This window comes from Mycobacterium xenopi (assembly GCF_009936235.1).
GTDB lineage: Bacteria > Actinomycetota > Actinomycetes > Mycobacteriales > Mycobacteriaceae > Mycobacterium > Mycobacterium xenopi.
The window spans coordinates 1,650,124-1,671,643 of the sequence record NZ_AP022314.1 but is presented as its reverse complement, the minus strand read 5'-3'; the positions used below and the strand labels follow the sequence as shown (position 1 = coordinate 1,671,643).

Sequence of the window (21,520 nt, the reverse complement as noted above, 5' to 3'; positions counted from 1 at the left end):
TGACACCCCCGTCGCGACCCGAGCCTACGGACTGCTGATGGGGTCGCCGGCTTGCAGCCGGGCGTAGTACTCGGCCTCGGCTTCGGCTGGCGGGCGGCGGCCAAGGCGGTGCATGAGCCTGGCGGTGTTATACCAGTGCACCCACGCCGAGGTGATGTTCTCCAGGTCGGCGAGGGTGCGGATCGGTCCGGTGCGGAACGGGGAGCCCGCGCGCACGCACTCGGTTTTGTAGAGCCCGATCGTGGTTTCGGCCAACGCGTTATCGAGGGCGTCCCCGACAGTCCCGATCGACGGGACGAGTCCGGCCAGCATCAGTGTCTCAGTGAAATGTGTTGCGGTGTATTGTGATCCGGCATCGCTGTGATGAATCGTGTCACCGGTGAGCGGATGTCCCTGCCGCGCCCGGTATGCCGTGGCTTGGCGGATCGCCCGCTCGACGAAGGCGGTGTTCTTCGTCAACGAGCACTCCCAGCCCGCGATCAGCCCGGCATAGGCGTCGATTACGAATGCGGTGTAGCCGAACCCGCCGCCATCGAGCGGCACGTAGGTGAAGTCCGCCACGTCCAGCTCGTTGGGCCGCGATGCATGGAAGCGCCGCCGCACCAGGTCCGGCGCTCTCGCGGCGGCCGGATCGCGCTCGGTAGTGCGTATCGTCCGGGCGCGCGTGGCCCCGCGCCAGCCGTGCTTGCGCATGATCCGTTCGACCGTGCAGCGCGCCACCGGGATGCCCTGGCGCTGCAGGTGCGCCCACATCTTCAGGCTGCCGTACAGGCACTCCGGTGGGCGTTTGCCGTGCTCGTCAGGCTCATAGACGCCGGCGAGGATCTCGGTGATCGTGGTGTCCCACAGGGCCCGTTTTGACGGCGCCGACGACCGGTGTGCCCAGTAGGTGCGTGGGGCGATCGCCACGCCCTGGACACCCAGGGCGCGGCACATCGGTACGACCCCGAACCGGTCCTTGTGTTCGTCGATGAACTCGCAGATCAGCGGTGTAGCGGGTCGCACTCCCGCGCGAAGAAAGTTGTTGCGGCCTTTAGTATTTCGATCGTTTGCTCAAGTTCCTTGGTTTTGCGGCGCAGCTCCCGCAGCTCGCGTGCGGTCTCAGTCGGCACACCCGCAGCCTCACCGTCGTCCACCTCGGCCTGGCGCACCCATTTGCGCAGCGTCTCCGCGCTCATCCCCAACCGCGCCGAGATCGCGCGCATCGCCGCCCACTCGGTCTCGTAGTCATCGCGATGCTCTCGGACCAGCCGCACCGCCTTGGCCTTGGTGTTCTCATCGTACTTGCTCGGCATCGTGCCATCCTTCCCTCAAAAGAAGGTGTGCACGAAACCCGGGACGGTTCAGTCGAGCAGCTAGAAGCGTGCTTCGCCGGCCAGCGCACCACATTTGACCTCCAACTCGAACTGCGGGGCTCACAGTTTCAGCGGCAAGTATGGGAGGCACTGCTGACGATCCCATACGGCGAAACCAGGTCACACGGAGAAATCGCCGAGCAAATTGGTGCGCCGGGCGCAGCCCGAGCTGTCGGATTTGCTAATGGAAGAAACCCTATCGCAATTATCGTGCCGTGCCACCGGGTAATCGGCGCCAGCGGCAGCCTTACCGGATACGGCGGCGGACTCGACCGGAAAAGGGCTTTGCTCGAATTGGAAAAGGGCCGGACAACGCTTAATCCAACGTTATTCGACTAAATACACCAAATTGAAAAAGCACCCCTGGTGTGGGGGTGCTTTTTTGTGTGTTCGGCGGTGTCCTACTTTTCCACCCGGGGTGGGTAGTATCATCGGCGCTGGCTGGCTTAGCTTCCGGGTTCGGGATGGGTCCGGGCGTTTCCCAGCCGCTATGGACCGCCGTAACTTTGTGGAGTTTTTTGTTGGTGGGTGGTGGGGGGTGTGGTGTGGTGTGGTGTGTGGTTGCTTGGTGTGGGTAAGTTTTCGGCCGGTTAGTGCCAGTGGCCTTCGCCCCTTGCGGGGTGTCTAGGTCTGGTCTATTGATCCCGTGTTCTGCGGGGGGCCTTATCCCACTTGATGGGTGAGAAGCCTGGTCTTGGAAGGGGTTTCCCGCTTAGATGCTTTCAGCGGTTATCCTTGCCGAACGTGGCTATCCAGCGGTGCCCCTGGCGGGACAACTGGTGCACCAGAGGTTCGTCCGTCCCGGTCCTCTCGTACTAGGGACAGGTTTCCTCAGGCTTCTGGCGCGCGCGGCGGATAGAGACCGAACTGTCTCACGACGTTCTAAACCCAGCTCGCGTGCCGCTTTAATGGGCGAACAGCCCAACCCTTGGGACCTGCTCCAGCCCCAGGATGCGACGAGCCGACATCGAGGTGCCAAACCATCCCGTCGATATGGACTCTTGGGGAAGATCAGCCTGTTATCCCCGGGGTACCTTTTATCCGTTGAGCGACACCCCTTCCACTCGGGGTGCCGGATCACTAGTCCCGACTTTCGTCCCTGCTTGACGTGTGGGTCTTGCAGTCAAGCTCCCTTGTGCACTTGCACTCGCCACCTGATTGCCGTCCAGGTTGAGGGAACCTTTGGGCGCCTCCGTTACCGTTTGGGAGGCAACCGCCCCAGTTAAACTACCCGCCAGGCACTGTCCCTGAACCCGGTTCAGGGTTCGAGGTTAGAAACCCAATACGGCCAGAGTGGTATTTCAACGACGACTCCACCCGCACTGGCGTGCGGGCTTCTTAGTCTCCCACCTATCCTACACAAGCCGCACCGGACTCCAATACCAAGTTGTAGTGAAGGTCCCGGGGTCTTTTCGTCCTGCCGCGCGTAACGAGCATCTTTACTCGTAGTGCAATTTCGCCGAGTCTATGGTTGAGACAGTGGAGAAGTCGTTACGCCATTCGTGCAGGTCGGAACTTACCCGACAAGGAATTTCGCTACCTTAGGATGGTTATAGTTACCACCGCCGTTTACTGGGGCTTAAATTCTCCGCTTCACCCCGAAAACCGGGGTTGACGGGTCCTCTTAACCTTCCAGCACCGGGCAGGCGTCAGTCCGTATACCTCGTCTTGCGACTTCGCACGGACCTGTGTTTTTAGTAAACAGTCGCTTCTCCCTGGTTTGTGCCACCGGATCCCGCTGCCGGCCGCGGGGGCCTTGACGGTATTCCGGTCCCCCTTCTCCCGAAGTTACGGGGGCATTTTGCCGAGTTCCTTAACCATAGTTAACTCGTACGCCTCGGTATTCTCTACCTGACCACCTGTGTCGGTTTGGGGTACGGGCCGTGCGTGCACTCGCTAGAGGCTTTTCTTGGCAGCAGAGGATCACCGAATTCACCTCAACCGGTTATGCATCACCTCTCAGGATTTCACGCCGGACGGATTTGCCTATCCGACTCCCTACGGGCTTGCCCCAGTATCACCACTGACTGGTACGGCTACCTTTCTGCGTCACCCCCTCGCTTACCTACTAGCGGACCGGGCCCCACGCAGCGGGCGGGCCCACACCCCCGAAAGGGCGTGATCACCCACCGTTTGGGTGGTTAGCAGATCCGATTCGGTATGGGCGCGCACCCACGGGTACGGGAATATCAACCCGTTGTCCATCGACTACGCCTGTCGGCCTCGCCTTAGGTCCCGACTCACCCTGGGCGGACTGGCCTGGCCCAGGAACCCTTGGTCTTCCGGCGGGCAAGGTTCTCACTTGCCTTGACGCTACTCATGCCTGCATTCTCACTTCCCCCACCTCCACAACAGATCACTCTGCTGCTTCCCCGATGAGGGAACGCTCCCCTACCCAACACCTACGTGTTGCCGCGGCTTCGGCGGTGTGCTTGAGCCCCGCTACATTATCGGCGCACAACCACTTGACCAGTGAGCTATTACGCACTCTTTCAAGGATGGCTGCTTCTAAGCCAACCTCCTGGTTGTCTTCGCGACTGCACATCCTTTCCCACTTAGCACACCCTTAGGGGCCTTAGCCGGCGATCTGGGCTGTTTCCCTTTCGACGCGCGAAGCTTATCCCCGCCGTCTCACTGCCACACTAACCACACCGGCATTCGGAGTTTGGCTGACGTCAGTAACCTAGTCGGGCCCATCGGCCATCCAGTAGCTCTACCTCCGGTGTGAACCATGCGACGCTGCACCTAAATGCATTTCGGGGAGAACCAGCTATCACGGAGTTTGATTGGCCTTTCACCCCTACCCACAGCTCATCCCCTCAGTCTTCAACCTAAGTGGGTTCGGGCCTCCACGCGGTCTTACCCGCGCTTCACCCTGGCCATGGGTAGATCACCCCGCTTCGGGTCCACAACATGCCACTACACACGCTCAACACGTGCTACGCCCTATTCAGACTCGCTTTCGCTGCGGCTACCCCACCCGGGTTAACCTCGCGACATGCCAGTGACTCGCAGGCTCATTCTTCAAAAGGCACGCCATCACCCCACCCGGGGGCTTTGACGGATTGTAGGCACACGGTTTCAGGTACTCTTTCACTCCCCTCCCGGGGTACTTTTCACCATTCCCTCACGGTACTTTTCCGCTATCGGTCATTGGGACGTATTTAGGCTTACCGGGTGGTCCCGGCCGATTCACAGCAGATTCCACGGGCCCGCTGCTACTCGGGAACGCCTCCTCGGGAGCCGTAATGTTTTCGCCTACCGGGCTCTCACCGTCTACGGCAGACCATCCCAGGCCACTTCGGCTAACACCACGGTTTCTCACTCCCGCCCGGCCGGCGGACCCGAGACGAAACGCCCCACCACCCCGCACACACAACCCCCGCCGGGTATCCCATGCGCGCGGTTTAGCCATCCTCCGCGTTCGCTCGCCACTACTAACGGAATCACGGTTGTTTTCTTCTCCTACGGGTACTGAGATGTTTCACTTCCCCGCGTTCCCCCCCGCACCCTATCCATTCAGATGCGGGTGACACGACATCACTCGTGCCGGGTTACCCCATTCGGACACCCTCGGATCCACGCTCGGTTGGCAGCTCCCCGAGGCTTATCGCAGCCTCCCACGTCCTTCATCGGCGCCCAATGCCAAGGCATCCACCATGCGCCCTTACACACTTACAAACACCAGAAAACACTCAACAAAAACCGCTTACCACAGTCTTTGCCAGATGCTCGCAACCACTATCCAACACTCAAACACCACACCCCGCCACCACGCGGAGCACAACACCACCACGGGTGTTGCCTCAAAACCCAACAGTGTGCCGGCGGTTACTGCCTGCTGCCCAACACCTCGGCCCGACGCCACAACACGCCGAACCCACACCCCACGCGGGATGCGTTTACGGTGCTCCCTAGAAAGGAGGTGATCCAGCCGCACCTTCCGGTACGGCTACCTTGTTACGACTTCGTCCCAATCGCCGATCCCACCTTCGACGCCTCCCTCCCCAAACGGGGTTAGGCCAGCGGCTTCGGGTGTTACCGACTTTCATGACGTGACGGGCGGTGTGTACAAGGCCCGGGAACGTATTCACCGCAGCATTGCTGATCTGCGATTACTAGCGACTCCGACTTCACGGGGTCGAGTTGCAGACCCCGATCCGAACTGAGACCGGCTTTCCAAGGATTCGCTTAACCTCACGGCATCGCAGCCCTTTGTACCGGCCATTGTAGCATGTGTGAAGCCCTGGACATAAGGGGCATGATGACTTGACGTCATCCCCACCTTCCTCCGAGTTGACCCCGGCAGTCTCCCATGAGTCCCCACCATCACGTGCTGGCAACATGGGACAAGGGTTGCGCTCGTTGCGGGACTTAACCCAACATCTCACGACACGAGCTGACGACAGCCATGCACCACCTGCACACAGGCCACAAGGGAAGCCGTATCTCGACCGTCCTGTGCATGTCAAACCCAGGTAAGGTTCTTCGCGTTGCATCGAATTAATCCACATGCTCCGCCGCTTGTGCGGGCCCCCGTCAATTCCTTTGAGTTTTAGCCTTGCGGCCGTACTCCCCAGGCGGGGTACTTAATGCGTTAGCTACGGCACGGATCCTTCAGGAAAGAACCCACACCTAGTACCCACCGTTTACGGCGTGGACTACCAGGGTATCTAATCCTGTTCGCTCCCCACGCTTTCGCTCCTCAGCGTCAGTTACTGCCCAGAGACCCGCCTTCGCCACCGGTGTTCCTCCTGATATCTGCGCATTCCACCGCTACACCAGGAATTCCAGTCTCCCCTGCAGCACTCCAGCCTGCCCGTATCGCCCGCACGCCCACAGTTAAGCTGTGGCATTCCACGAACAACGCGACAAGCCGCCTACGAGCTCTTTACGCCCAGTAATTCCGGACAACGCTTGCACCCTACGTATTACCGCGGCTGCTGGCACGTAGTTGGCCGGTGCTTCTTCTGCCCCTACCGTCACCACGAGAAAACCCGCAGCTTCGTCGAGGCTGAAAGGGGTTTACAACCCGAAGGCCGTCATCCCCCACGCGGCGTCGCTGCATCAGGCTTGCGCCCATTGTGCAATATTCCCCACTGCTGCCTCCCGTAGGAGTCTGGGCCGTATCTCAGTCCCAGTGTGGCCGGACACCCTCTCAGGCCGGCTACCCGTCGTCGCCTTGGTAGGCCATCACCCCACCAACAAGCTGATAGGCCGCGGGCCCATCCCACACCGCTACCAAACACTTTCCACCACCCCACATGCGCAGAATGGTCCTATCCGGTATTAGACCCAGTTTCCCAGGCTTATCCCGAAGTGCAGGGCAGGTCACCCACGTGTTACTCACCCGTTCGCCACTCGAGCACCCCAAAAAAGGGGCCTTTCCGTTCGACTTGCATGTGTTAAGCACGCCGCCAGCGTTCGTCCTGAGCCAGGATCAAACTCTCCAAACAAAACCATTCAGAGAAAACCCCGACAAACAAAACACCACACCCCGACACGAGGAACATCAGGGCACGGCAAAAACAACAAACAAAACCACCAACACACTATTGAGTTCTCAAACAACACCCACCAACAGGCAACCCTGTGACTATACTCCGTCGCAGGGTAAGCGTCAACTCCTTTTGCGTCGCTCCGTTTCTGGAGAGACGCGGTTCTCCAACTGGTCGCTATTCTACGCGTTCGATCTCGGCGCCGAGACTAACAAGGTTTTCCACGAACAACGGATAGCCCCGGTCGATGTGGAAGACGTCGTGGACCTCGGTGTCGCCGTCAGCCACCAGTCCGGCCAGCACCAGCCCGGCCCCGGCACGGATGTCCGAACACCACACCGGCGCACTGGAGAGTTGCGGCAGACCCCGCACCACGGCATGGTGCCCGTCCGTGCGGGCGTCGGCACCGAGTCGGATCATCTCCTCGACGAAGCGGAACCGCGCTTCAAACACGTTCTCGGTGATCATCGACGTCCCGTCGGCGATCGAGGCCAGCGCGATCGCCATCGGCTGCAGATCGGTCGGAAACCCCGGGAACGGCAGCGTCGCGACATTGACAGCCTTCGGACGCTCGTACTGCACAACCCGGAAGCTGTCGTCGGTCTGCGTGATGGTGGCGCCGGCGTCATGCAACTTGTGCAGCACCACCTGCAGATGAGCGGGGTCGACACCGGTGACCGTGATATCGCCGCGGGTCATGGCCGCCGCGATCCCCCAGGTGGCGGCGACGATGCGGTCACCGATCACCCGGTGCTCGGTGGGGTAGAGCCGCGGCACCCCTGTGATCTTCATCGTCGGCGAGCCTGCGCCCTCCACCTGCGCGCCCATCTGATTCAACATCGTGCACAGGTCGACCACGTCGGGTTCGCGCGCCGCGTTGTGGATGGTGGTAACACCCTCGGCCAGCACCGCGGCCATCAGGATGTTCTCGGTAGCGCCCACCGACGGAAACTCCAGCTGAATCTCCGCGCCGCGCAACGTTTCTGCTTGAGCGACGACACAGCCGTGCTCGATATTGCAGTCCGCTCCCAGCTGTCGCAGACCCGCTTGGTGCATGTCTAGGGGCCGCGAGCCGATGGCATCACCACCCGGAAGGGCGACCTTGGCGCGCTTGCACCTGCCGACTAGTGGCCCCAACACACACACCGAGGCCCGAAACTGCCGTACCGCTGCGAAATCCGCGTCGTATTTGAGCTCGTCGGGGGAGGTGATCCGCACGGTCGAACCTGACAGTTCCACCGTCGCGCCCAGGCCCCGAAGCACCTCGGCCATCAATGGGACGTCGAGGATGTCTGGACAGTTGGTGATCGTGCTGGTGCCTTCGGCCAACAGCGCGGCAGCCATCAGCTTAAGCACGCTATTCTTGGCGCCCCCGACAGCAACTTCGCCCGATAACCGGTTCCCGCCGGTCACCACGAAACGCTCGCCCACTCGGGCTAGTTTAGTGAGGCGGTACCCGCCTGTCAGTCAGCCCAGTAGGTTTGAGGTATGGCCGTTCACCTCACCCGCATCTATACCCGTACCGGCGACGACGGGACTACCGGTTTGAGTGACTTCTCGCGGGTCTCGAAGAACGATCTCCGACTGGTGGCATATGCCGACTGCGACGAAGCGAACGCGGCAATCGGTGTCGCCATCGCACTGGGCCGGCCAGACGCGCAAATCGCTGACGTGCTCCGGCAAATCCAAAACGACCTGTTCGATGCCGGGGCGGACCTCTCGACTCCCGTCGTGGAAAACCCCGAGCATCCGCCGCTGCGCATCACCCAGCCCTACATCGACCGGCTGGAGAAGTGGTGCGACCAGTACAATGCGGATCTGCCAGCGTTGAATTCCTTTGTGCTGCCCGGGGGTTCACCGCTGTCCGCGCTCCTGCACGTTGCGCGCACTGTGGTGCGCCGCGCCGAGCGTTCGGCGTGGGCAGCGGTGGATGCTTATCCCTCAGGGGTCAGCGCGCTGCCGGCAAAGTATCTAAATAGGCTCTCAGACTTGCTGTTCATACTGTCGAGGTTGGCCAACCCCGATGGCGACGTACTTTGGCAGCCAGGCGGTGGGCAAGCGGGGCAGCCCGAGAACTGAAGGCGCGGCTGAGATTCGGCGATTTCACACAGCGCGGCGGCGCGCACGCGGTGACGGCCGGGACTCTAACCATGACAGGAACGCGGTCAAAGCACCACGGTCCAGCGCGATTTCGTAACCCCACCTGCGATCCTGTGTGGCGTCGTGTAATTCCAGCACAACGATCTCGTCGGTCATGATGTCGAACTCGTCGCCGCGTGGTGAACGGCGCGAGACAATTTCGATGCCCCGTCTGCTGAGCCGGCGATCGGGCCACCAGCGCACACTGGACAACCGGTAGAACACAGCTTCACCACCGCGGTAGCGGACCACGCCGTGCCGCCAGCCCTGACCTCCGATGGCCGGCGTGTCGCGCAAGATCGCCGCGGTCCCGCCCTGCCGGAGTTTCCAGAGCCGGTAGCTAAGCGCAACGACGGCCAGAAATAGCACAAAAACCAGCGCGACCATGAGTATCATGGGCGCGCTCATCGCCGCGCCCGCTAGTCCAGAACGCCCAAGGCGCGCAACCTGGCTCGGCCCTGTGCGGCGATCCGCGGATCGCCGGACTGGGCATCATGCCGGGCGGTCGCCTCGTCGATCTCTGATGCGAACTCGGCAGATTCGGCGAGGATGGTGACACCGTCCTCGGTCACCGACAAGAACCCGCCGTGCGTCGCGATGCGCAGATCCTCTTCGCCCTCGCGTTCGACGCGGACCATCGCATCCTCGACCAGCTGGGCCACCAACGGGATATGCCTCGGCATAATCCCGATCTCGCCGACGGTGGTGCGAGTAAAGATGAATGTTGCCTTGCCCGACCACATCTTCCGGTCGACGTCAACGATATCGACGTCCATTTCGGCCACGTCACATCACCTTTCGGTGAGGCAAGTCGATGCTGTTGGCGGGTTCGCACATCGCTGCCTACTCGTCTTCGTCCGATTTGTCGGTGTTGTCGGCCTGGTCGGCACCGCCCGATTTGTCGCCGCCTCTATCCTTCTTGGACTTGTGGCCGCCGCCCTCGAGCTTGGCGCCGAATTCCTCTGCCTTCTTGGCCAAGTCGTCAAGGCCACCGATCAAGAAGAACGCCTGCTCTGGCACATGGTCGAATTCGCCTTTGCACAACCGGTCGAACGCCTCGATAGTTTCCTTGACCGGCACGGTCGAGCCGGGCACACCTGTGAACTGCTCAGCTGCCATCATGTTCTGCGACAAGAAACGCTCGATCCGCCGCGCGCGCTGCACCAGCTGCTTGTCCTCCTCGGACAACTCGTCTATGCCAAGGATCGCGATGATGTCCTGAAGATCCTTGTAGCGCTGTAGGATCCGGATCACTTCCTGTGCCACCCGGTAGTGTTCGTCACCGACGACACCCGGGTCAAGGATCGTCGAGCTGGACGCCAGCGGGTCCACCGCAGGGAAGATGCCCTTGGAGAACACCGCCCGAGACAGCTCGGTGGTGGCGTCCAGATGCGCGAAGGTGGTCGCCGGCGCCGGGTCGGTGTAGTCGTCGGCGGGCACGTAGACTGCTTGCATCGACGTGATCGACCGGCCCCGCGTCGAGGTAATGCGCTCCTGCAGCTCGCCCATCTCGTCGGCCAGGGTGGGCTGATACCCCACCGCGGACGGCATTCGGCCGAGCAGCGTCGACACCTCGGAGCCGGCCTGAGTGAACCGGAAAATGTTGTCGATGAACAACAGCACGTCCTGGCCCTGCACGTCGCGGAACCACTCGGCCATCGTCAGCGCCGACAGCCCAACCCGCATGCGGCAACCAGGCGGCTCGTCCATCTGGCCGAACACCAGCGCGGTGTCCTTGAGCACGTCGGCTTCGCGAAGCTCAACCCACAGGTCATTGCCCTCACGGGTGCGCTCACCCACGCCCGCGAACACCGAGGTACCGCCGAAATTGCGAGCGATACGCTGGATCATCTCCTGGATCAGCACCGTCTTACCCACGCCGGCGCCACCGAACAGCGCGATCTTTCCGCCACGCACATACGGGGTGAGCAAATCTACGACCTTCAGCCCGGTCTCTAACATCTCGGTGCGCGGTTCCAGTTGCTCGAACGACGGCGGTTTGCGGTGAATCGACCAGCGCTCGAAGTCTTTTCCGTAGCCCGGGTCGTCGAGGCAATTACCGATCACGTTGAACACGTGACCCTTGACGCCCTCACCGACCGGGACCGAGATCGAGTTGCCGGTGTCGATCACTTCGATGCCGCGCACCAACCCGTCGGTGGGCTGCAAAGAGATGCAGCGCACCAGGTTGTCGCCGAGGTGTTGAGCAACCTCCAGCGTCAGGGTTTTCGCGAGCGCCTCGAACGTGACGTCGACGTGCAGCGCGTTGAACAGCTCCGGCACCGAACCCCGCGGGAATTCTACGTCGACCACCGGCCCGGTGACCCGCACCACGCGTCCGTTGGTGTCCGTACCTTTGCCGTTGCTCACCGAATCGCGGCGTTGTCTGTTGGTGGACTTCTCAGTAGTAGTAGCCATGTCGTCTTCGCTTCCTTATGGGACTTACCTGCCGACAGCCTCGGCCAATGCGTTTGCGCCACCGACGATTTCGCTGATCTCCTGGGTGATTTGGGCCTGCCGCTCGCGGTTGGCTTCCAGCGTCAGGGCTTTGATGAGATCGTCGGCATTGTCGGTGGCTGATTTCATCGCCCGCTGCCGCGACGCCAGCTCGGAGGCGGCGGCTTCGAGCAGCGCGGCGTAGACCCGGGTGGTCAGATACCGCGGCAACAATGACTCGAATAGTGTTGTCGCGTCTGGTTCGAACGAGTAGAGCGTGCGCACTGTTGGCGGCTCTTCGACGTACTCCACGACCATGGGTGCGATCCGCCGCGCTTCAGCCGATTGCGACAACATCGACTTGAATTCGGTCGCAACAATGTGCAACTCGTCCACACCCTCAGTGTCAGCCTCGCGGCCCCCACTACCTTCGCCGGTGCCGGCCATGAATGTTTCGACTAGCGTCGAGGCGATTTCCACGGCATTCTCGTACTTAGGCTGCTCGGAAAATCCCGTCCACGATTCGGTAATGTCCCAGTTGCGGAAGCTGTAGTAACTCAGCGCTTTACGGCCGACAACGTATAGCACCGGGGCCTTGCCTTCTTCACGGAGCAGCGAGAAGAGTTCCTCTGCGCGACGAAGCACACTGGCGTTGTATGCGCCGCACAGGCCCCGATCAGAGGACACCACCAGAACACCCGCCCGCTTGGGTTCGGGGCGCTCGACGAGCAACGGGTGATCCAGCGCAGCTTCGGTGGCCAAAGTGGTGAGCATACGGGTGATCTCGGCGGCGTAGGGCCGAGCCGCTTGAAGCCGGGCCTGTGCCTTGGTGATGCGCGAGGTTGCGATCAGCTCTTGGGCCCTGGTGATCTTCTTGATCGACCCGGCAGAACGAATCCGTCCGCGTAACTCGCGAAGCGTGGCAGCCACTTTTGCTACTTCTTCTTCTTCGGCGCGGGCTTGTGGACCTGGACCGCTTCCTTGCCCAGTTTCTCTTCGTCGAGCGCCTCGACGTGCTCGTCGGGTACCACCGAGACGCCGCTGGTTGTCGCGAAGCCCTTCTTGAATTGGTTGACGACCTCGGTGAGCCGGTCACTGAGCTCGTCGGTGAGCTTTTGGGACTCGCGAAGCTCTTTGAGGATGTCCTCCTCGGAAGCCCGGACGTGGTCGAGGAATTCGGCTTCGAAGCGTCTGACGTCTTCCACCGGCACCGAGTCGAGGTGGCCCTGGGTTCCGAGGAAGATCGAGACAACCTGCTCCTCGACCGGCATCGGCTGATACTGCGGCTGTTTCAGCAGCTCGACCAGCCGCTCGCCCCGCTCCAGCTGCGCCTTCGAGGTGGCGTCCAGGTCGGAGGCAAAGGCGGCGAAGGCCTCTAGTTCGCGATACTGCGACAGGTCTAGGCGCAACGACCCGGCGACATCCTTCATCGCCTTGATCTGCGCGTTGCCACCTACCCGCGACACCGATACCCCGACGTTGATCGCCGGGCGCACGCCCTGGTTGAACAGGTCGGTCTCCAGGAAGCACTGTCCGTCGGTGATCGAGATGACGTTGGTCGGAATGTAGGCGGAGATGTCGTTGGCCTTCGTCTCGATGATCGGCAGCCCGGTCAGCGAACCGCCACCGAGTTCGTCGGACAGCTTGGCACACCGTTCCAGTAGCCGCGAGTGCAGGTAGAAGACGTCGCCGGGGTAAGCCTCGCGGCCCGGCGGGCGACGCAGCAGCAACGAGATGGCGCGGTAGGCCTCGGCCTGCTTGGACAGGTCGTCGAAGACGATCAGCACATGCTTGCCCTGATACATCCAGTGCTGGCCGATCGCCGAACCGGTATACGGCGCAAGCCATTTGAATCCAGCGGAATCCGATGCGGGCGCGGCGACAATCGTCGTGTAGTCCATTGCGCCGCCCTCTTCGAGCGCCCGGCGCACCGCGGCAATGGTGGTGCCCTTTTGCCCAATTGCCACGTAGACGCAGCGGACCTGCAGCTTCTCGTCTCCGCTCTCCCAGTTCTGACGCTGGTTGAGGATGGTGTCGACGCAGACCGCGGTTTTACCGGTCTTGCGGTCGCCGATGATCAGCTGCCGCTGGCCGCGGCCGATCGGGGTCATTGAGTCGATCGCCTTGATGCCGGTCTGCAGCGGCTCTTTCACACCCTGACGTTGCACCACCGACGGGGCCTGGATTTCCAACGCCCGGCGGGTTTCGGCGGGGATGTCGCCGCGGGCGTCGATCGGCTGGCCGAGCGGGTTGACCACCCGGCCCAAAAACCCGTCACCGACCGGGACGGAGAGCACCTGTCCGGTGCGCTTGACCTGTTGGCCCTCCTCGATCTTCTCGAATTCACCGAGGATCACCGCGCCGACGCTGTGCTCGTCGAGGTTGAGCGCCACGCCCAGGATGCCTCCGGGAAACTCGAGCAGCTCTTGGGTCATCACCGAGGGCAAACCCTCGAGATGCGCGATGCCGTCCCCGGCGTCGATGACGGTGCCGACTTCCTCGCGGGCCGTTTCGGAGGTGAAGGAGCTCACATACTCCTCGATGGCGCCCTGGATGTCGTCCGGGGAGATTGTCAACTCGGCCATTGCTTTTCGTCTTCCTGCTCGGTGTGATGGCTGGTTCGTATCAGTCGGGGAGCTGGTTCTCGGCGGCGGCGAGACGAGACAAGAGCGTCCCGTCGATCACCTCGTCGCCGACAGAGATCGCCAGCCCGCCCAGCAGTTTGGGTTCGATCTGCATCTGGACCGTCACGGGATGACCGTATATACGGGTCAAGATTGCGGTGAGGCGGGTCCTCTGGGCGTCGCCGAGCTCGGCCGCGGCGCTGACGTGAGCCACAATTTCGCCGCGACGGGCTACCGCCACTTCGGCAAGTTCGAGCACCGCCTCCTCAGCCGGTTTGCCGCGCAGCAGTTGCACCGTCTGCGCCAGCAGAGCCGCCGTGATCGTGTTGACGCCCCCGGCCCGGTCGAGCACATTGCGCAGCAACTCGACCCGCCGGTCGGCGGGCGTGCCGTAATCACCGAGCAGCAGGGCAAGACGCGGCTGCGCAGCCAAAACCCGACTGAACCGGAACAGCTGGTCTTCCACGTCGTCGACTTGGCCGGCCCGTTCGGCGCGCGCTAACAATGCCTGCCGCGCTAGATGTTCGACGGCGTCGACCAAATCAGAACTGGCAGACCAGTGCTCAGTCACCGCCGCCTGAAGCACCTTAAGTGCTGGCTCGCCGACCTTGTCGACCACCAGCTGCTCAATCAGCCGAATTCTGGGCCCGGCGTCTTCGCCCGGCACCGTCAGATATCTAGTTACCACCGTTTCGCGGTGCAGCAGCTGCACCACCGCCGCCAGATCGTCGGCCAGATTCGACAATCCCTGGTCGTCGACGCGGTCGGCTACCTCGTCGAACCGCTGCACCAGGTTACCCAGCGCCAGGCGGCTGGCCGAGCGCATCTTCGCCAACACCGGATACTTGACGTCCGTCTCTGATGGCGCCATGGCGTCGAGCTCGTCCAGGAACCGATCGACGGTGGCGGATTGCCGCGCGGGATCAGCGACATGCTCGCGCACCAATTCGCCGGCCCGCTGCACGGATTCATACCCGAGGTCCTGCCGAAGCTGTCGCACAAGTTGAGCACGCAACAGCTCGACCTGCTTGGCACCTTGCACTTTGATGCGTTCGACTTCGGCGTCGGCCTGTTCACGCAGCTGTTCGGCGATGCGCTCGGCGTCGGCGCGGGCCTCTTCGATGATCCGTTGTGCCTCGGCCTTGGCCTCCTCGAGCGCTTTGGCGTGCGCCTGGCTGGCTTCCTCCAGCCGCTTGGCCGCTTCCGCCGCCTCGTCCAGTTCCTGCTGGACAGCCTTTTGCCGGTCCGTCATCAGCTTGCGCACGGGCGGCACGACGTAGCGCCATAGCAGGAACACGATCACCGCGAACCCGGCCAGTTGCCCGATGAATGTCGACATTGCCGCTTACCGCTCTGATCTCGCCGACGCTGCCGAGGCGATGTCGACGCCGAGGATTCGGCTCGCCAAGGTCGCCGACATGGTTTCCACGTGGGAACGCAGATCCGCCGCGATGGCGTCACCTGCCCGCTTCAGTTGTTCGCCGGCACTCTGCAGGGTCGCGTTCACCTCTTCTTCGGCACGCGCCCGCATCTCCTCTAAAACCTTGCGGCCCTCGGCCCGAGCGCCATCGCGGATGGCCGAGGCCTCGAGCCGGGCCTGCGCCATCGCATTTTCATAGTCGGCGCGTGCGGCAGCGAATTGCTCATCCGACCGCCTGTTGTCGGCCAATGTCTTGTCGACCATGAATTCGCGCTCGCGCAGCACCTTCATGATCGGCGGAACGACGAAAGTGCCGATGACGCCGAGCACGATCAAGAAGATGATCAGCACGACGAAAAAAGTGCCGTTCGGGACGAGGAAGTTGTTGCCGCCGCCCTCCCCGGCTGCCTGGCCCACGGCCAGGACGATGGCGCCCATATCCCCCATCTCAGCCGATTACTTGACCGGGGTGGCGAAAACGAACAGCGCCATGAAGGCCAGGTTGATGAAGTACATGGCCTCTACCAGACCAACGGTGATGAAGAACGGGGTGAAAAGCCGCCCCTGCGCTTCCGGCTGGCGAGCAATGCCTGAGATCAGTGCGTTACCGGCGACACCGTCACCGATCGCGGCACCGACCGCACCCCCGCCCAGGATCAATCCGCCGCCGATGAGAGCGCCAGCGGCGATTTGTGGATCTAACGCTGCCATTCCATATCCTCCTTGATGTCTGGTAGCCGTCTACCAGGCTCTCGTAGTAGTGACCCGGTGTGCCATTCGTGGCTGCCTTACCCGTGCTCCTCTTCCAGCTCCATCGCCTGAGCGAAGTACAAGATCGTCAACAGCGCGAAGATAAACGCCTGGATGAACCCGACGAACAAGTCAAACGCCTTCCAGATGGCGTTGGGCGCCCACAAGATATACGGCGGAAATAGCGCGATCAGTGCCACCATGATCCCGCCGGCAAAGATGTTGCCGAAGAGTCGCAGCGACAGCGATATCGGCTTGGCGACTTCCTCGACCATGTTGATCGGCGCCAGCGCCGCGACATGTCCTTTAAGGAGTTTGACCGGATGGCCCAGGATGCCGCGTCGCGCGATTCCCGCCGTGTGGTAGCAGACAAACACGAAGAGCGCCAACGCTAACACGTAATTGATGTCTGCTGCCGCCGGCTTGAGCAGCTCGGTGGGGTGCCCGTTTTGAGTGACCTGCAGCGGCAGGACCGCGAGCCAGTTCGAAATCAGGATGAACACGAAGATGGTGACCGCCAGTGGCAGCACGAATGGTGCGATCCGCATGCCGATCGTGCTCTCGATCTGGTTGCGCATCTGGATGGTGATCGCCTCGAAGAACAACTGCACTCCGCTGGGCACGCCGGTCGAGGTGACCTTGGCGCGCAGATAAAACGCCAGTGCAATCACGATGATCGCGGCGATGACGGTCGAGAGCACCGTGTCGGTGTTGACGGTCAGCCCGAACCATTTGGCCGTGGTGTGCTCGCCGACTTCGATCTGGGCGTCGGCCAGGATTGTCTCAATCATCGCTGGGTGCCGTCCCTTCCGCGCGCTCGCCGTCTGAAGCCGACTGCGTGGCTCCGGTGCGCAGCTTGTTCCAAACCGGCAGTGCGGTCGATACCACAAGCAACAGCTGAAATAGCGCCAGCCCAAACACCACCCCTAGCCCGGCGGGGCGGAAGGCAAACGCGATGGCCAGACCGATCACCGTGAGGAACGCCAGCCGGGTCGCCGAATTCAGCGCCATGCTCTTTTTGAGCGGATGCGCCTTGGCGGTGATCACCGACACCGAACGCGCCACCAGGACGGCGTTGAGCAAACCCATTAGCAGACCAATGCCGAAGAACACGCCAAGCATCAGGTTTCCGAGCCAGTGAGCGATGGGGAGGGCGGCGGCAGTCAGCGCGAGGCATATCAAAAGCAGACGGACCGGCCGGAACGCAACAGAGGGAAACACCAACGGCGCGTCTTGCGCTGGTGTCGTCACTGGTGCACCTCAATCCCGGGTATAAGGGAGTCGCCTGGCTGATCGTTGCTCGGCCCGTAGAGCGTATCGGAGTCCCGTCATCGCGCTGGAATCACCCAAGGGATAGCTCCCTATGTCGGTCGTACGTCGGCGCGCTCGGAGACCTCTCCGACGGCCGGGTGGGCCGGCAACCCGCGAGGCTCATTCGGGGTTCTACCTGCACCGTACCACATCAAACACCGTCCTACTACTCCTCGTCGTAGACATCATCGCGACGGCGGAGAAGGGGCACCAACGTCGCGATAATCGCGATCGCGATCGCCGCCAGCATCACTGCTCCGGTGTCGCGCGGGTTGAAGAAAATCGTGCTCGCGGTGCCGAACGCCACGATGGCTACCCATAGATAGATCAACAGCACTACCCGACGGTGCGAATGGCCGATCTGCAACAGGCGATGATGCAAGTGCATCTTGTCGGGACTGAATGCGCTGCGGCCGGCGCGGGTGCGCCGCACGATCGCCAGCAGCAGGTCGAGCATCGGCACGAACATCACCGCAACCACTAGCAGGAAGGGGGACAGCAAAGCGAACACGTCACGCGCGCCGTACGCGTTCTGCGATATCGGTCCCGCGGCAGTCGTCGACGCGGCGGCCAACATGAGGCCGATCAGCATCGAACCGGAGTCCCCCATGAAGATCTTGGCCGGGTAAAAGTTATGCGGCAGAAAACCCAGACACGCCCCCGCGAGTACCACCGAGATCACCGCCGGCGGGTAGAACAACACGTCTCCCCCGTGGTCGCGCAGCAAACCGACGGAGAACATGCAGATCGCGAGCGCCGTGATGAGGCCCAAGCCTGCGGCCAATCCGTCGAGCCCGTCGACGAAGTTCATGGCGTTGACGATCGACACGGTCAGCGCCAGGGTGAGCAGGATCGAGGAGACTTGGTCCAACACGATGGTGCCGACACCGCCGAGCGGGATATACAGCACGCTCCAGGCCACGCCCATGGTGACCAGCACGCTGGCCGCGGTGATCTGGCCGGCGAACTTGGTCAGTGCGTCCAGACCCCACCGGTCGTCGATCAGCCCGATGCCCATGATCACCGCGCTGGCCACCACCACCGCGGGCATGCCGGAGGAATAGACGAAACCTCGGGTCAGGGCCGGAAGCTGGGATGCCAGAAAGACCGCGGAGACAACGCCCAGGAACATCGCAAGCCCACCCATCCTGGGGGTCGGTGTGACGTGTACGTCGCGTTCCCGTGGATAGGCCACCGCCCCGAATCGGGTGGCCAGCACCCGCACCGGCCCGGTCGTGAAATAGGTGACGATCGCAGCGGTCAGCCCGACGAGCGCAAGTTCGCGCAGCGGGACTCCCGCGCCGCGGTCAGATAGGGCCAGCAGGCCGGCGGCCAGGCTGTCGGCATCGCTAACCACGCCGAGACCGTACTGCACGGGTCAGTCCGTCAAACTTGCAGGATCCAAGCCGAGGACCCGACCGATGGCCTCGGCGCTGACCGGTCCCGAGCGCAGGATGCGGGGGCTAGGGCCAGTCAAGTCCACAATCGTGGAGGCTGCCTGCTCGGCGGAGGGGCCCGCGTCGAGGTAGACGTCGACAAGGTCGCCGAGTTGGCGCCGGGCGTCGCCGACGGCGACCGCGGGCCGTTGACCGGAAATGTTGGCGCTGGACACCGCCATCGGCCCGACTTCGCGTAGCACCTCGATTGCCACCGGGTGCAACGGCATTCGCAGCATCACGGTGCCGCGGGCATTGCCGAGATCCCACTGCAGCGACGGAGCGTGTTGGATCACCAGGCTCAGCGCGCCGGGCCAGAAGGCGCGGATCAGTTGCCGCGCGGCCTCCGGCACGGTGAGGGCCAGTCCGTCGATTGTCTGCCAGGAACCAACCAGCACACCAACCGGCATGTCGCGCCCGCGCCCCTTGGCCGCCAACAGCGCGGCCACGGCGGAGCTGTCGAAAGCGTCGGCGCCGATGCCGTAGACGGTGTCGGTTGGCATGACCACCAGCCTGCCGCTTTTGACGGCCTTGACCGCTGACGCGATCCCGCGGGAGCGCTGACTGGGGTCGCGGCAGTCGAACAGCTCGGTCATCGTTCACCCATCCTGCGGGCGGTGACGAACCGCGGTCGGCCCGCGAAATCTCGTCGAGCCACGATGTCGTCGAAACACCTTGTGTTACAGACTATTTCGACGGTTTGCGCCGATGCCGCGTCGTCGTGCTCGACGGCGAGCAGACCACCCGGGCGCAGTAACCGTCCGGCGTGGCCGACCACGGCGGCGATCACCGCCATCCCATCTGGGCCCCCGAACACCGCGTGTGGTGGATCATATTGAGCCACTTCGGTTTCCAGTGAAGCACAGTCCGGGATATAGGGCGGGTTGGCCACCAGGAGGTCGACCTTACCGTCAAGATCAGGAAACAGGCCCGGCGCTGTGACATCAGCAAGCACGACTTCGGCGGCGGTGCCCGCGGCGTTGCGACGCGCGTAGTCAACCGCGGTCTCGGAGTCGTCGACGGCGATCACCCGCGCGTGCGGCCAGTGCCGAGCCAACGCGACCGCCAGCGCGCCGGATCCGGTGCAGAGGTCAACGATTACCGGCCCCGCCCCAAGTTGTTGCGTGCACGCCCACTCCAGCATGGCCTCGGTTTCGGGGCGCGGGATAAACACGCCGGGACCAACCTGCAACGTCACCGGGCCGAATGCCACTGTCCCGGTGAGATGCTGAAGCGGCACCCGTCGGGAACGCGCACTGACCAAGTCGCGGTACTGGTCGAAGAACTGCTCATCGGGCGGGTCGAGCAATGGCAGCCGGCCGCGCTCAACCCCGGCCAGGTGCGCGGCCAACTCCTCGGCGTCATAGCGCGCCGAGCCTATGCCCGCCTCTGCGAGCACCGCTGCCGCGCAAGCGATTGCCTGTCGCAGTTGCGTGGTCATGCTTGCTGTAATCGCGCCTGCCGGTCGGCGGCGGCCAGCGCGTCGAACAGCGCGTCGAGGTCACCGTCGAGAACCTGATCGAGATTGTGCGCCTTGTACCCGATCCGATGGTCGGTGATGCGGTTTTCCGGAAAGTTGTAGGTGCGGATGCGTTCGCTGCGGTCCACGGTGCGGATCTGGCTCGCCCGGTCTGCGGACGCGTCTGCCAGTGCCTGCTCCTCGACCATCGCCTGCAGACGCGCGGCAAGCACCTGCAGTGCGCGGGTCTTGTTCTGCAATTGGGAGCGCTCGTTTTGGCAGGTGACGACGATGCCGGTGGGTAGATGGGTGATTCGCACCGCGGAGTCGGTGGTGTTGACGCCTTGCCCACCCTTGCCGGAGGATCGGTAGACGTCGATGCGCAGGTCCGACTCGTCGATCTGCACCTCGCCGATTTCCTCGGGTTCGGGGTAAACCAGCACCCCGGCCGCCGAGGTGTGCACTCGTCCCTGCGATTCGGTCACCGGCACCCGCTGGACCCGGTGCACGCCGCCTTCGAACTTCATCCGCGACCAAACCCCCTCCGGCGAGTCGCCCTTGCTCGCGATGGATAGTGTCGCGTCTTTGTAGCCGCCTAGGTCTGAGGTGGTTTCGTCTAGGACCGTCACCGTCCAGCCGCGGCGCTCGGCGTAGCGGATGTACATCCGGGCCAGGTCGGCGGCGAACAGCGCCGACTCCTCCCCGCCCTCACCGGACTTAACCTCCAGCACGATGTCGTCGGGATCGTGCGGATCACGCGGCGCAAGCATGTCGGTGAGTTGGGTGTCCAGTTCGGCCACCCGCGTTTCCAGTTCGGCAACCTCAGCGGCAAACGACTCATCGGAGGTTGCCAGTTCCCGGGCGGTCTCCAGGTCGCCGCGCGCCGATTCCAGCTTGCGGTAGGCGGCGACGATCGGCGCCAGCTGTGCGAAGCGGCGTCCCGCTTTGCGGGCTGCGGCAGGATTGGTGTGCAGTTCGGGGTCGGCCAACCGACGCTCGAGGTCGGCGTGTTCGGCAAGCAGTGCGTCGATCGCCTGCACGCTTTGCGTCATGTCACCCTCCTGCCCCGAACACCAAACGACGCCCGGCCTG

Annotated in this window: 18 protein-coding genes and 3 rRNA genes; 2 read left to right on the top strand and 19 right to left on the bottom strand. The window is 62.9% G+C overall.

What is annotated here, in order from left to right:
* Nucleotides 1-24: 24 nt before the first annotated feature.
* Nucleotides 25-1,295, bottom strand: a protein-coding gene (locus MYXE_RS07885) for an IS3 family transposase (protein ID WP_415624423.1) whose coding sequence is annotated in 2 segments (ribosomal slippage) — nt 25-1,022 and nt 1,022-1,295 — 1,272 coding nt in all. Because the reading frame shifts where the segments join, the coding sequence is not laid out codon by codon here.
* Here MYXE_RS07885 and MYXE_RS07880 point away from each other — a divergent pair.
* The gene (locus MYXE_RS07880) at nt 1,236-1,694 is read left to right on the top strand and encodes a methylated-DNA--[protein]-cysteine S-methyltransferase (RefSeq protein ID WP_112650291.1); all 459 of its coding nucleotides are present in this window, start codon (nt 1,236-1,238) and stop codon (nt 1,692-1,694) included. The genes MYXE_RS07885 and MYXE_RS07880 overlap by 60 nt on opposite strands.
* A 49-nt stretch (nt 1,695-1,743) precedes the next feature.
* On the opposite strand, the gene rrf is transcribed toward MYXE_RS07880, so the two are convergent.
* From rrf to murA, 4 genes are all read right to left on the bottom strand, one after another.
* Nucleotides 1,744-1,858: ribosomal RNA gene (gene rrf, locus MYXE_RS07875) — 5S ribosomal RNA — on the bottom strand.
* A gap of 67 nt (nt 1,859-1,925) precedes the next feature.
* A 23S ribosomal RNA gene (locus MYXE_RS07870) occupies nt 1,926-5,036 on the bottom strand.
* A 237-nt stretch (nt 5,037-5,273) separates the two neighbouring features.
* A 16S ribosomal RNA gene (locus tag MYXE_RS07865) occupies nt 5,274-6,811 on the bottom strand.
* The 16S, 23S and 5S rRNA genes sit together here, the layout of an rRNA operon.
* Before the next feature lie 219 nt (nt 6,812-7,030).
* Nucleotides 7,031-8,284: a UDP-N-acetylglucosamine 1-carboxyvinyltransferase gene (gene murA, locus MYXE_RS07860; RefSeq protein WP_085195143.1), complete on the bottom strand. Its 1,254-nt coding sequence runs from the start codon at nt 8,282-8,284 to the stop codon at nt 7,031-7,033.
* A gap of 57 nt (nt 8,285-8,341) precedes the next feature.
* Between murA and MYXE_RS07855 the strand changes: the two genes are divergently transcribed.
* Nucleotides 8,342-8,932, top strand: a complete 591-nt coding sequence (locus MYXE_RS07855; RefSeq protein WP_003922234.1) for a cob(I)yrinic acid a,c-diamide adenosyltransferase — start codon at nt 8,342-8,344, stop codon at nt 8,930-8,932.
* A gap of 24 nt (nt 8,933-8,956) precedes the next feature.
* Here MYXE_RS07855 and MYXE_RS07850 read toward each other — a convergent pair whose 3' ends face one another.
* The 14 genes from MYXE_RS07850 to prfA all read right to left on the bottom strand — a co-directional run bounded on the left by MYXE_RS07850 (nt 8,957) and on the right by prfA (nt 21,480).
* Entirely contained in the window at nt 8,957-9,400 is a 444-nt protein-coding gene (locus MYXE_RS07850; protein ID WP_039890977.1) for a DUF2550 domain-containing protein, read from the bottom strand.
* Nucleotides 9,401-9,411: 11 nt separating this feature from the next.
* Nucleotides 9,412-9,777: a F0F1 ATP synthase subunit epsilon gene (locus tag MYXE_RS07845; protein WP_003922236.1), complete on the bottom strand. Its 366-nt coding sequence runs from the start codon at nt 9,775-9,777 to the stop codon at nt 9,412-9,414.
* A gap of 58 nt (nt 9,778-9,835) precedes the next feature.
* Nucleotides 9,836-11,410: a F0F1 ATP synthase subunit beta gene (atpD, locus tag MYXE_RS07840; RefSeq protein WP_232061762.1), complete on the bottom strand. Its 1,575-nt coding sequence runs from the start codon at nt 11,408-11,410 to the stop codon at nt 9,836-9,838.
* Nucleotides 11,411-11,434: 24 nt separating this feature from the next.
* A complete protein-coding gene (locus MYXE_RS07835) occupies nt 11,435-12,358 on the bottom strand; it encodes a F0F1 ATP synthase subunit gamma (protein WP_003922238.1) in 924 nt (307 codons plus the stop codon).
* 5 nt (nt 12,359-12,363) lie between these two features.
* Nucleotides 12,364-14,013, bottom strand: coding sequence for a F0F1 ATP synthase subunit alpha (gene atpA, locus MYXE_RS07830; RefSeq protein WP_085195147.1), 1,650 nt, complete (start codon nt 14,011-14,013; stop codon nt 12,364-12,366).
* A gap of 40 nt (nt 14,014-14,053) precedes the next feature.
* The gene (locus MYXE_RS07825; protein WP_085195150.1) at nt 14,054-15,391 is read right to left on the bottom strand and encodes a F0F1 ATP synthase subunit B/delta; all 1,338 of its coding nucleotides are present in this window, start codon (nt 15,389-15,391) and stop codon (nt 14,054-14,056) included.
* A 6-nt stretch (nt 15,392-15,397) separates the two neighbouring features.
* Nucleotides 15,398-15,919, bottom strand: a complete 522-nt coding sequence (locus MYXE_RS07820) for a F0F1 ATP synthase subunit B (protein ID WP_085195152.1) — start codon at nt 15,917-15,919, stop codon at nt 15,398-15,400.
* Nucleotides 15,920-15,928: 9 nt separating this feature from the next.
* Nucleotides 15,929-16,183, bottom strand: a complete 255-nt coding sequence (locus tag MYXE_RS07815) for a F0F1 ATP synthase subunit C (protein WP_003922242.1) — start codon at nt 16,181-16,183, stop codon at nt 15,929-15,931.
* 77 nt (nt 16,184-16,260) lie between these two features.
* Complete coding sequence (gene atpB / locus MYXE_RS07810) at nt 16,261-17,013, bottom strand: F0F1 ATP synthase subunit A (protein ID WP_085195154.1); 753 nt, start codon at nt 17,011-17,013, stop codon at nt 16,261-16,263.
* Nucleotides 17,006-17,473 carry an ATP synthase subunit I gene (locus MYXE_RS07805; RefSeq protein ID WP_085195156.1) on the bottom strand — a complete coding sequence of 156 codons (468 nt, stop codon included), beginning with the start codon at nt 17,471-17,473 and terminating at the stop codon, nt 17,006-17,008. The genes atpB and MYXE_RS07805 overlap by 8 nt, the downstream gene beginning before the upstream one ends.
* Before the next feature lie 226 nt (nt 17,474-17,699).
* Complete coding sequence (locus MYXE_RS07800) at nt 17,700-18,908, bottom strand: glycosyltransferase family 4 protein (protein WP_003922245.1); 1,209 nt, start codon at nt 18,906-18,908, stop codon at nt 17,700-17,702.
* A gap of 3 nt (nt 18,909-18,911) precedes the next feature.
* On the bottom strand, nt 18,912-19,565 hold the full coding sequence (locus MYXE_RS07795; RefSeq protein ID WP_003922246.1) for an L-threonylcarbamoyladenylate synthase: 654 nt from the start codon (nt 19,563-19,565) through the stop codon (nt 18,912-18,914).
* A complete protein-coding gene (prmC, locus tag MYXE_RS07790; RefSeq protein WP_003922247.1) occupies nt 19,562-20,410 on the bottom strand; it encodes a peptide chain release factor N(5)-glutamine methyltransferase in 849 nt (282 codons plus the stop codon). Before prmC ends, MYXE_RS07795 begins: the two co-directional genes overlap by 4 nt.
* Complete coding sequence (gene prfA, locus MYXE_RS07785) at nt 20,407-21,480, bottom strand: peptide chain release factor 1 (protein ID WP_003922248.1); 1,074 nt, start codon at nt 21,478-21,480, stop codon at nt 20,407-20,409. The genes prmC and prfA overlap by 4 nt, the downstream gene beginning before the upstream one ends.
* Between the last annotated feature and the right edge of the window lie 40 nt (nt 21,481-21,520).

Excerpts from the sequence above, each read along its gene's own strand:
- MYXE_RS07855 (WP_003922234.1), top strand. The coding sequence starts at position 8,342 with ATGGCCGTTCACCTCACCCGCATCTATACCCGTACCGGCGACGACGGG.
- MYXE_RS07820 (WP_085195152.1), bottom strand. The coding sequence starts at position 15,919 with ATGGGGGATATGGGCGCCATCGTCCTGGCCGTGGGCCAGGCAGCCGGG.
- MYXE_RS07880 (WP_112650291.1), top strand. The coding sequence starts at position 1,236 with ATGCTCTCGGACCAGCCGCACCGCCTTGGCCTTGGTGTTCTCATCGTA.
- prmC (WP_003922247.1), bottom strand. The coding sequence starts at position 20,410 with ATGACCACGCAACTGCGACAGGCAATCGCTTGCGCGGCAGCGGTGCTC.
- atpB (WP_085195154.1), bottom strand. The coding sequence starts at position 17,013 with ATGATTGAGACAATCCTGGCCGACGCCCAGATCGAAGTCGGCGAGCAC.
- MYXE_RS07825 (WP_085195150.1), bottom strand. The coding sequence starts at position 15,391 with ATGTCGACATTCATCGGGCAACTGGCCGGGTTCGCGGTGATCGTGTTC.
- MYXE_RS07795 (WP_003922246.1), bottom strand. The coding sequence starts at position 19,565 with ATGACCGAGCTGTTCGACTGCCGCGACCCCAGTCAGCGCTCCCGCGGG.
- atpD (WP_232061762.1), bottom strand. The coding sequence starts at position 11,410 with ATGGCTACTACTACTGAGAAGTCCACCAACAGACAACGCCGCGATTCG.
- MYXE_RS07815 (WP_003922242.1), bottom strand. The coding sequence starts at position 16,183 with ATGGCAGCGTTAGATCCACAAATCGCCGCTGGCGCTCTCATCGGCGGC.
- prfA (WP_003922248.1), bottom strand. The coding sequence starts at position 21,480 with ATGACGCAAAGCGTGCAGGCGATCGACGCACTGCTTGCCGAACACGCC.
- MYXE_RS07850 (WP_039890977.1), bottom strand. The coding sequence starts at position 9,400 with ATGAGCGCGCCCATGATACTCATGGTCGCGCTGGTTTTTGTGCTATTT.
- atpA (WP_085195147.1), bottom strand. The coding sequence starts at position 14,013 with ATGGCCGAGTTGACAATCTCCCCGGACGACATCCAGGGCGCCATCGAG.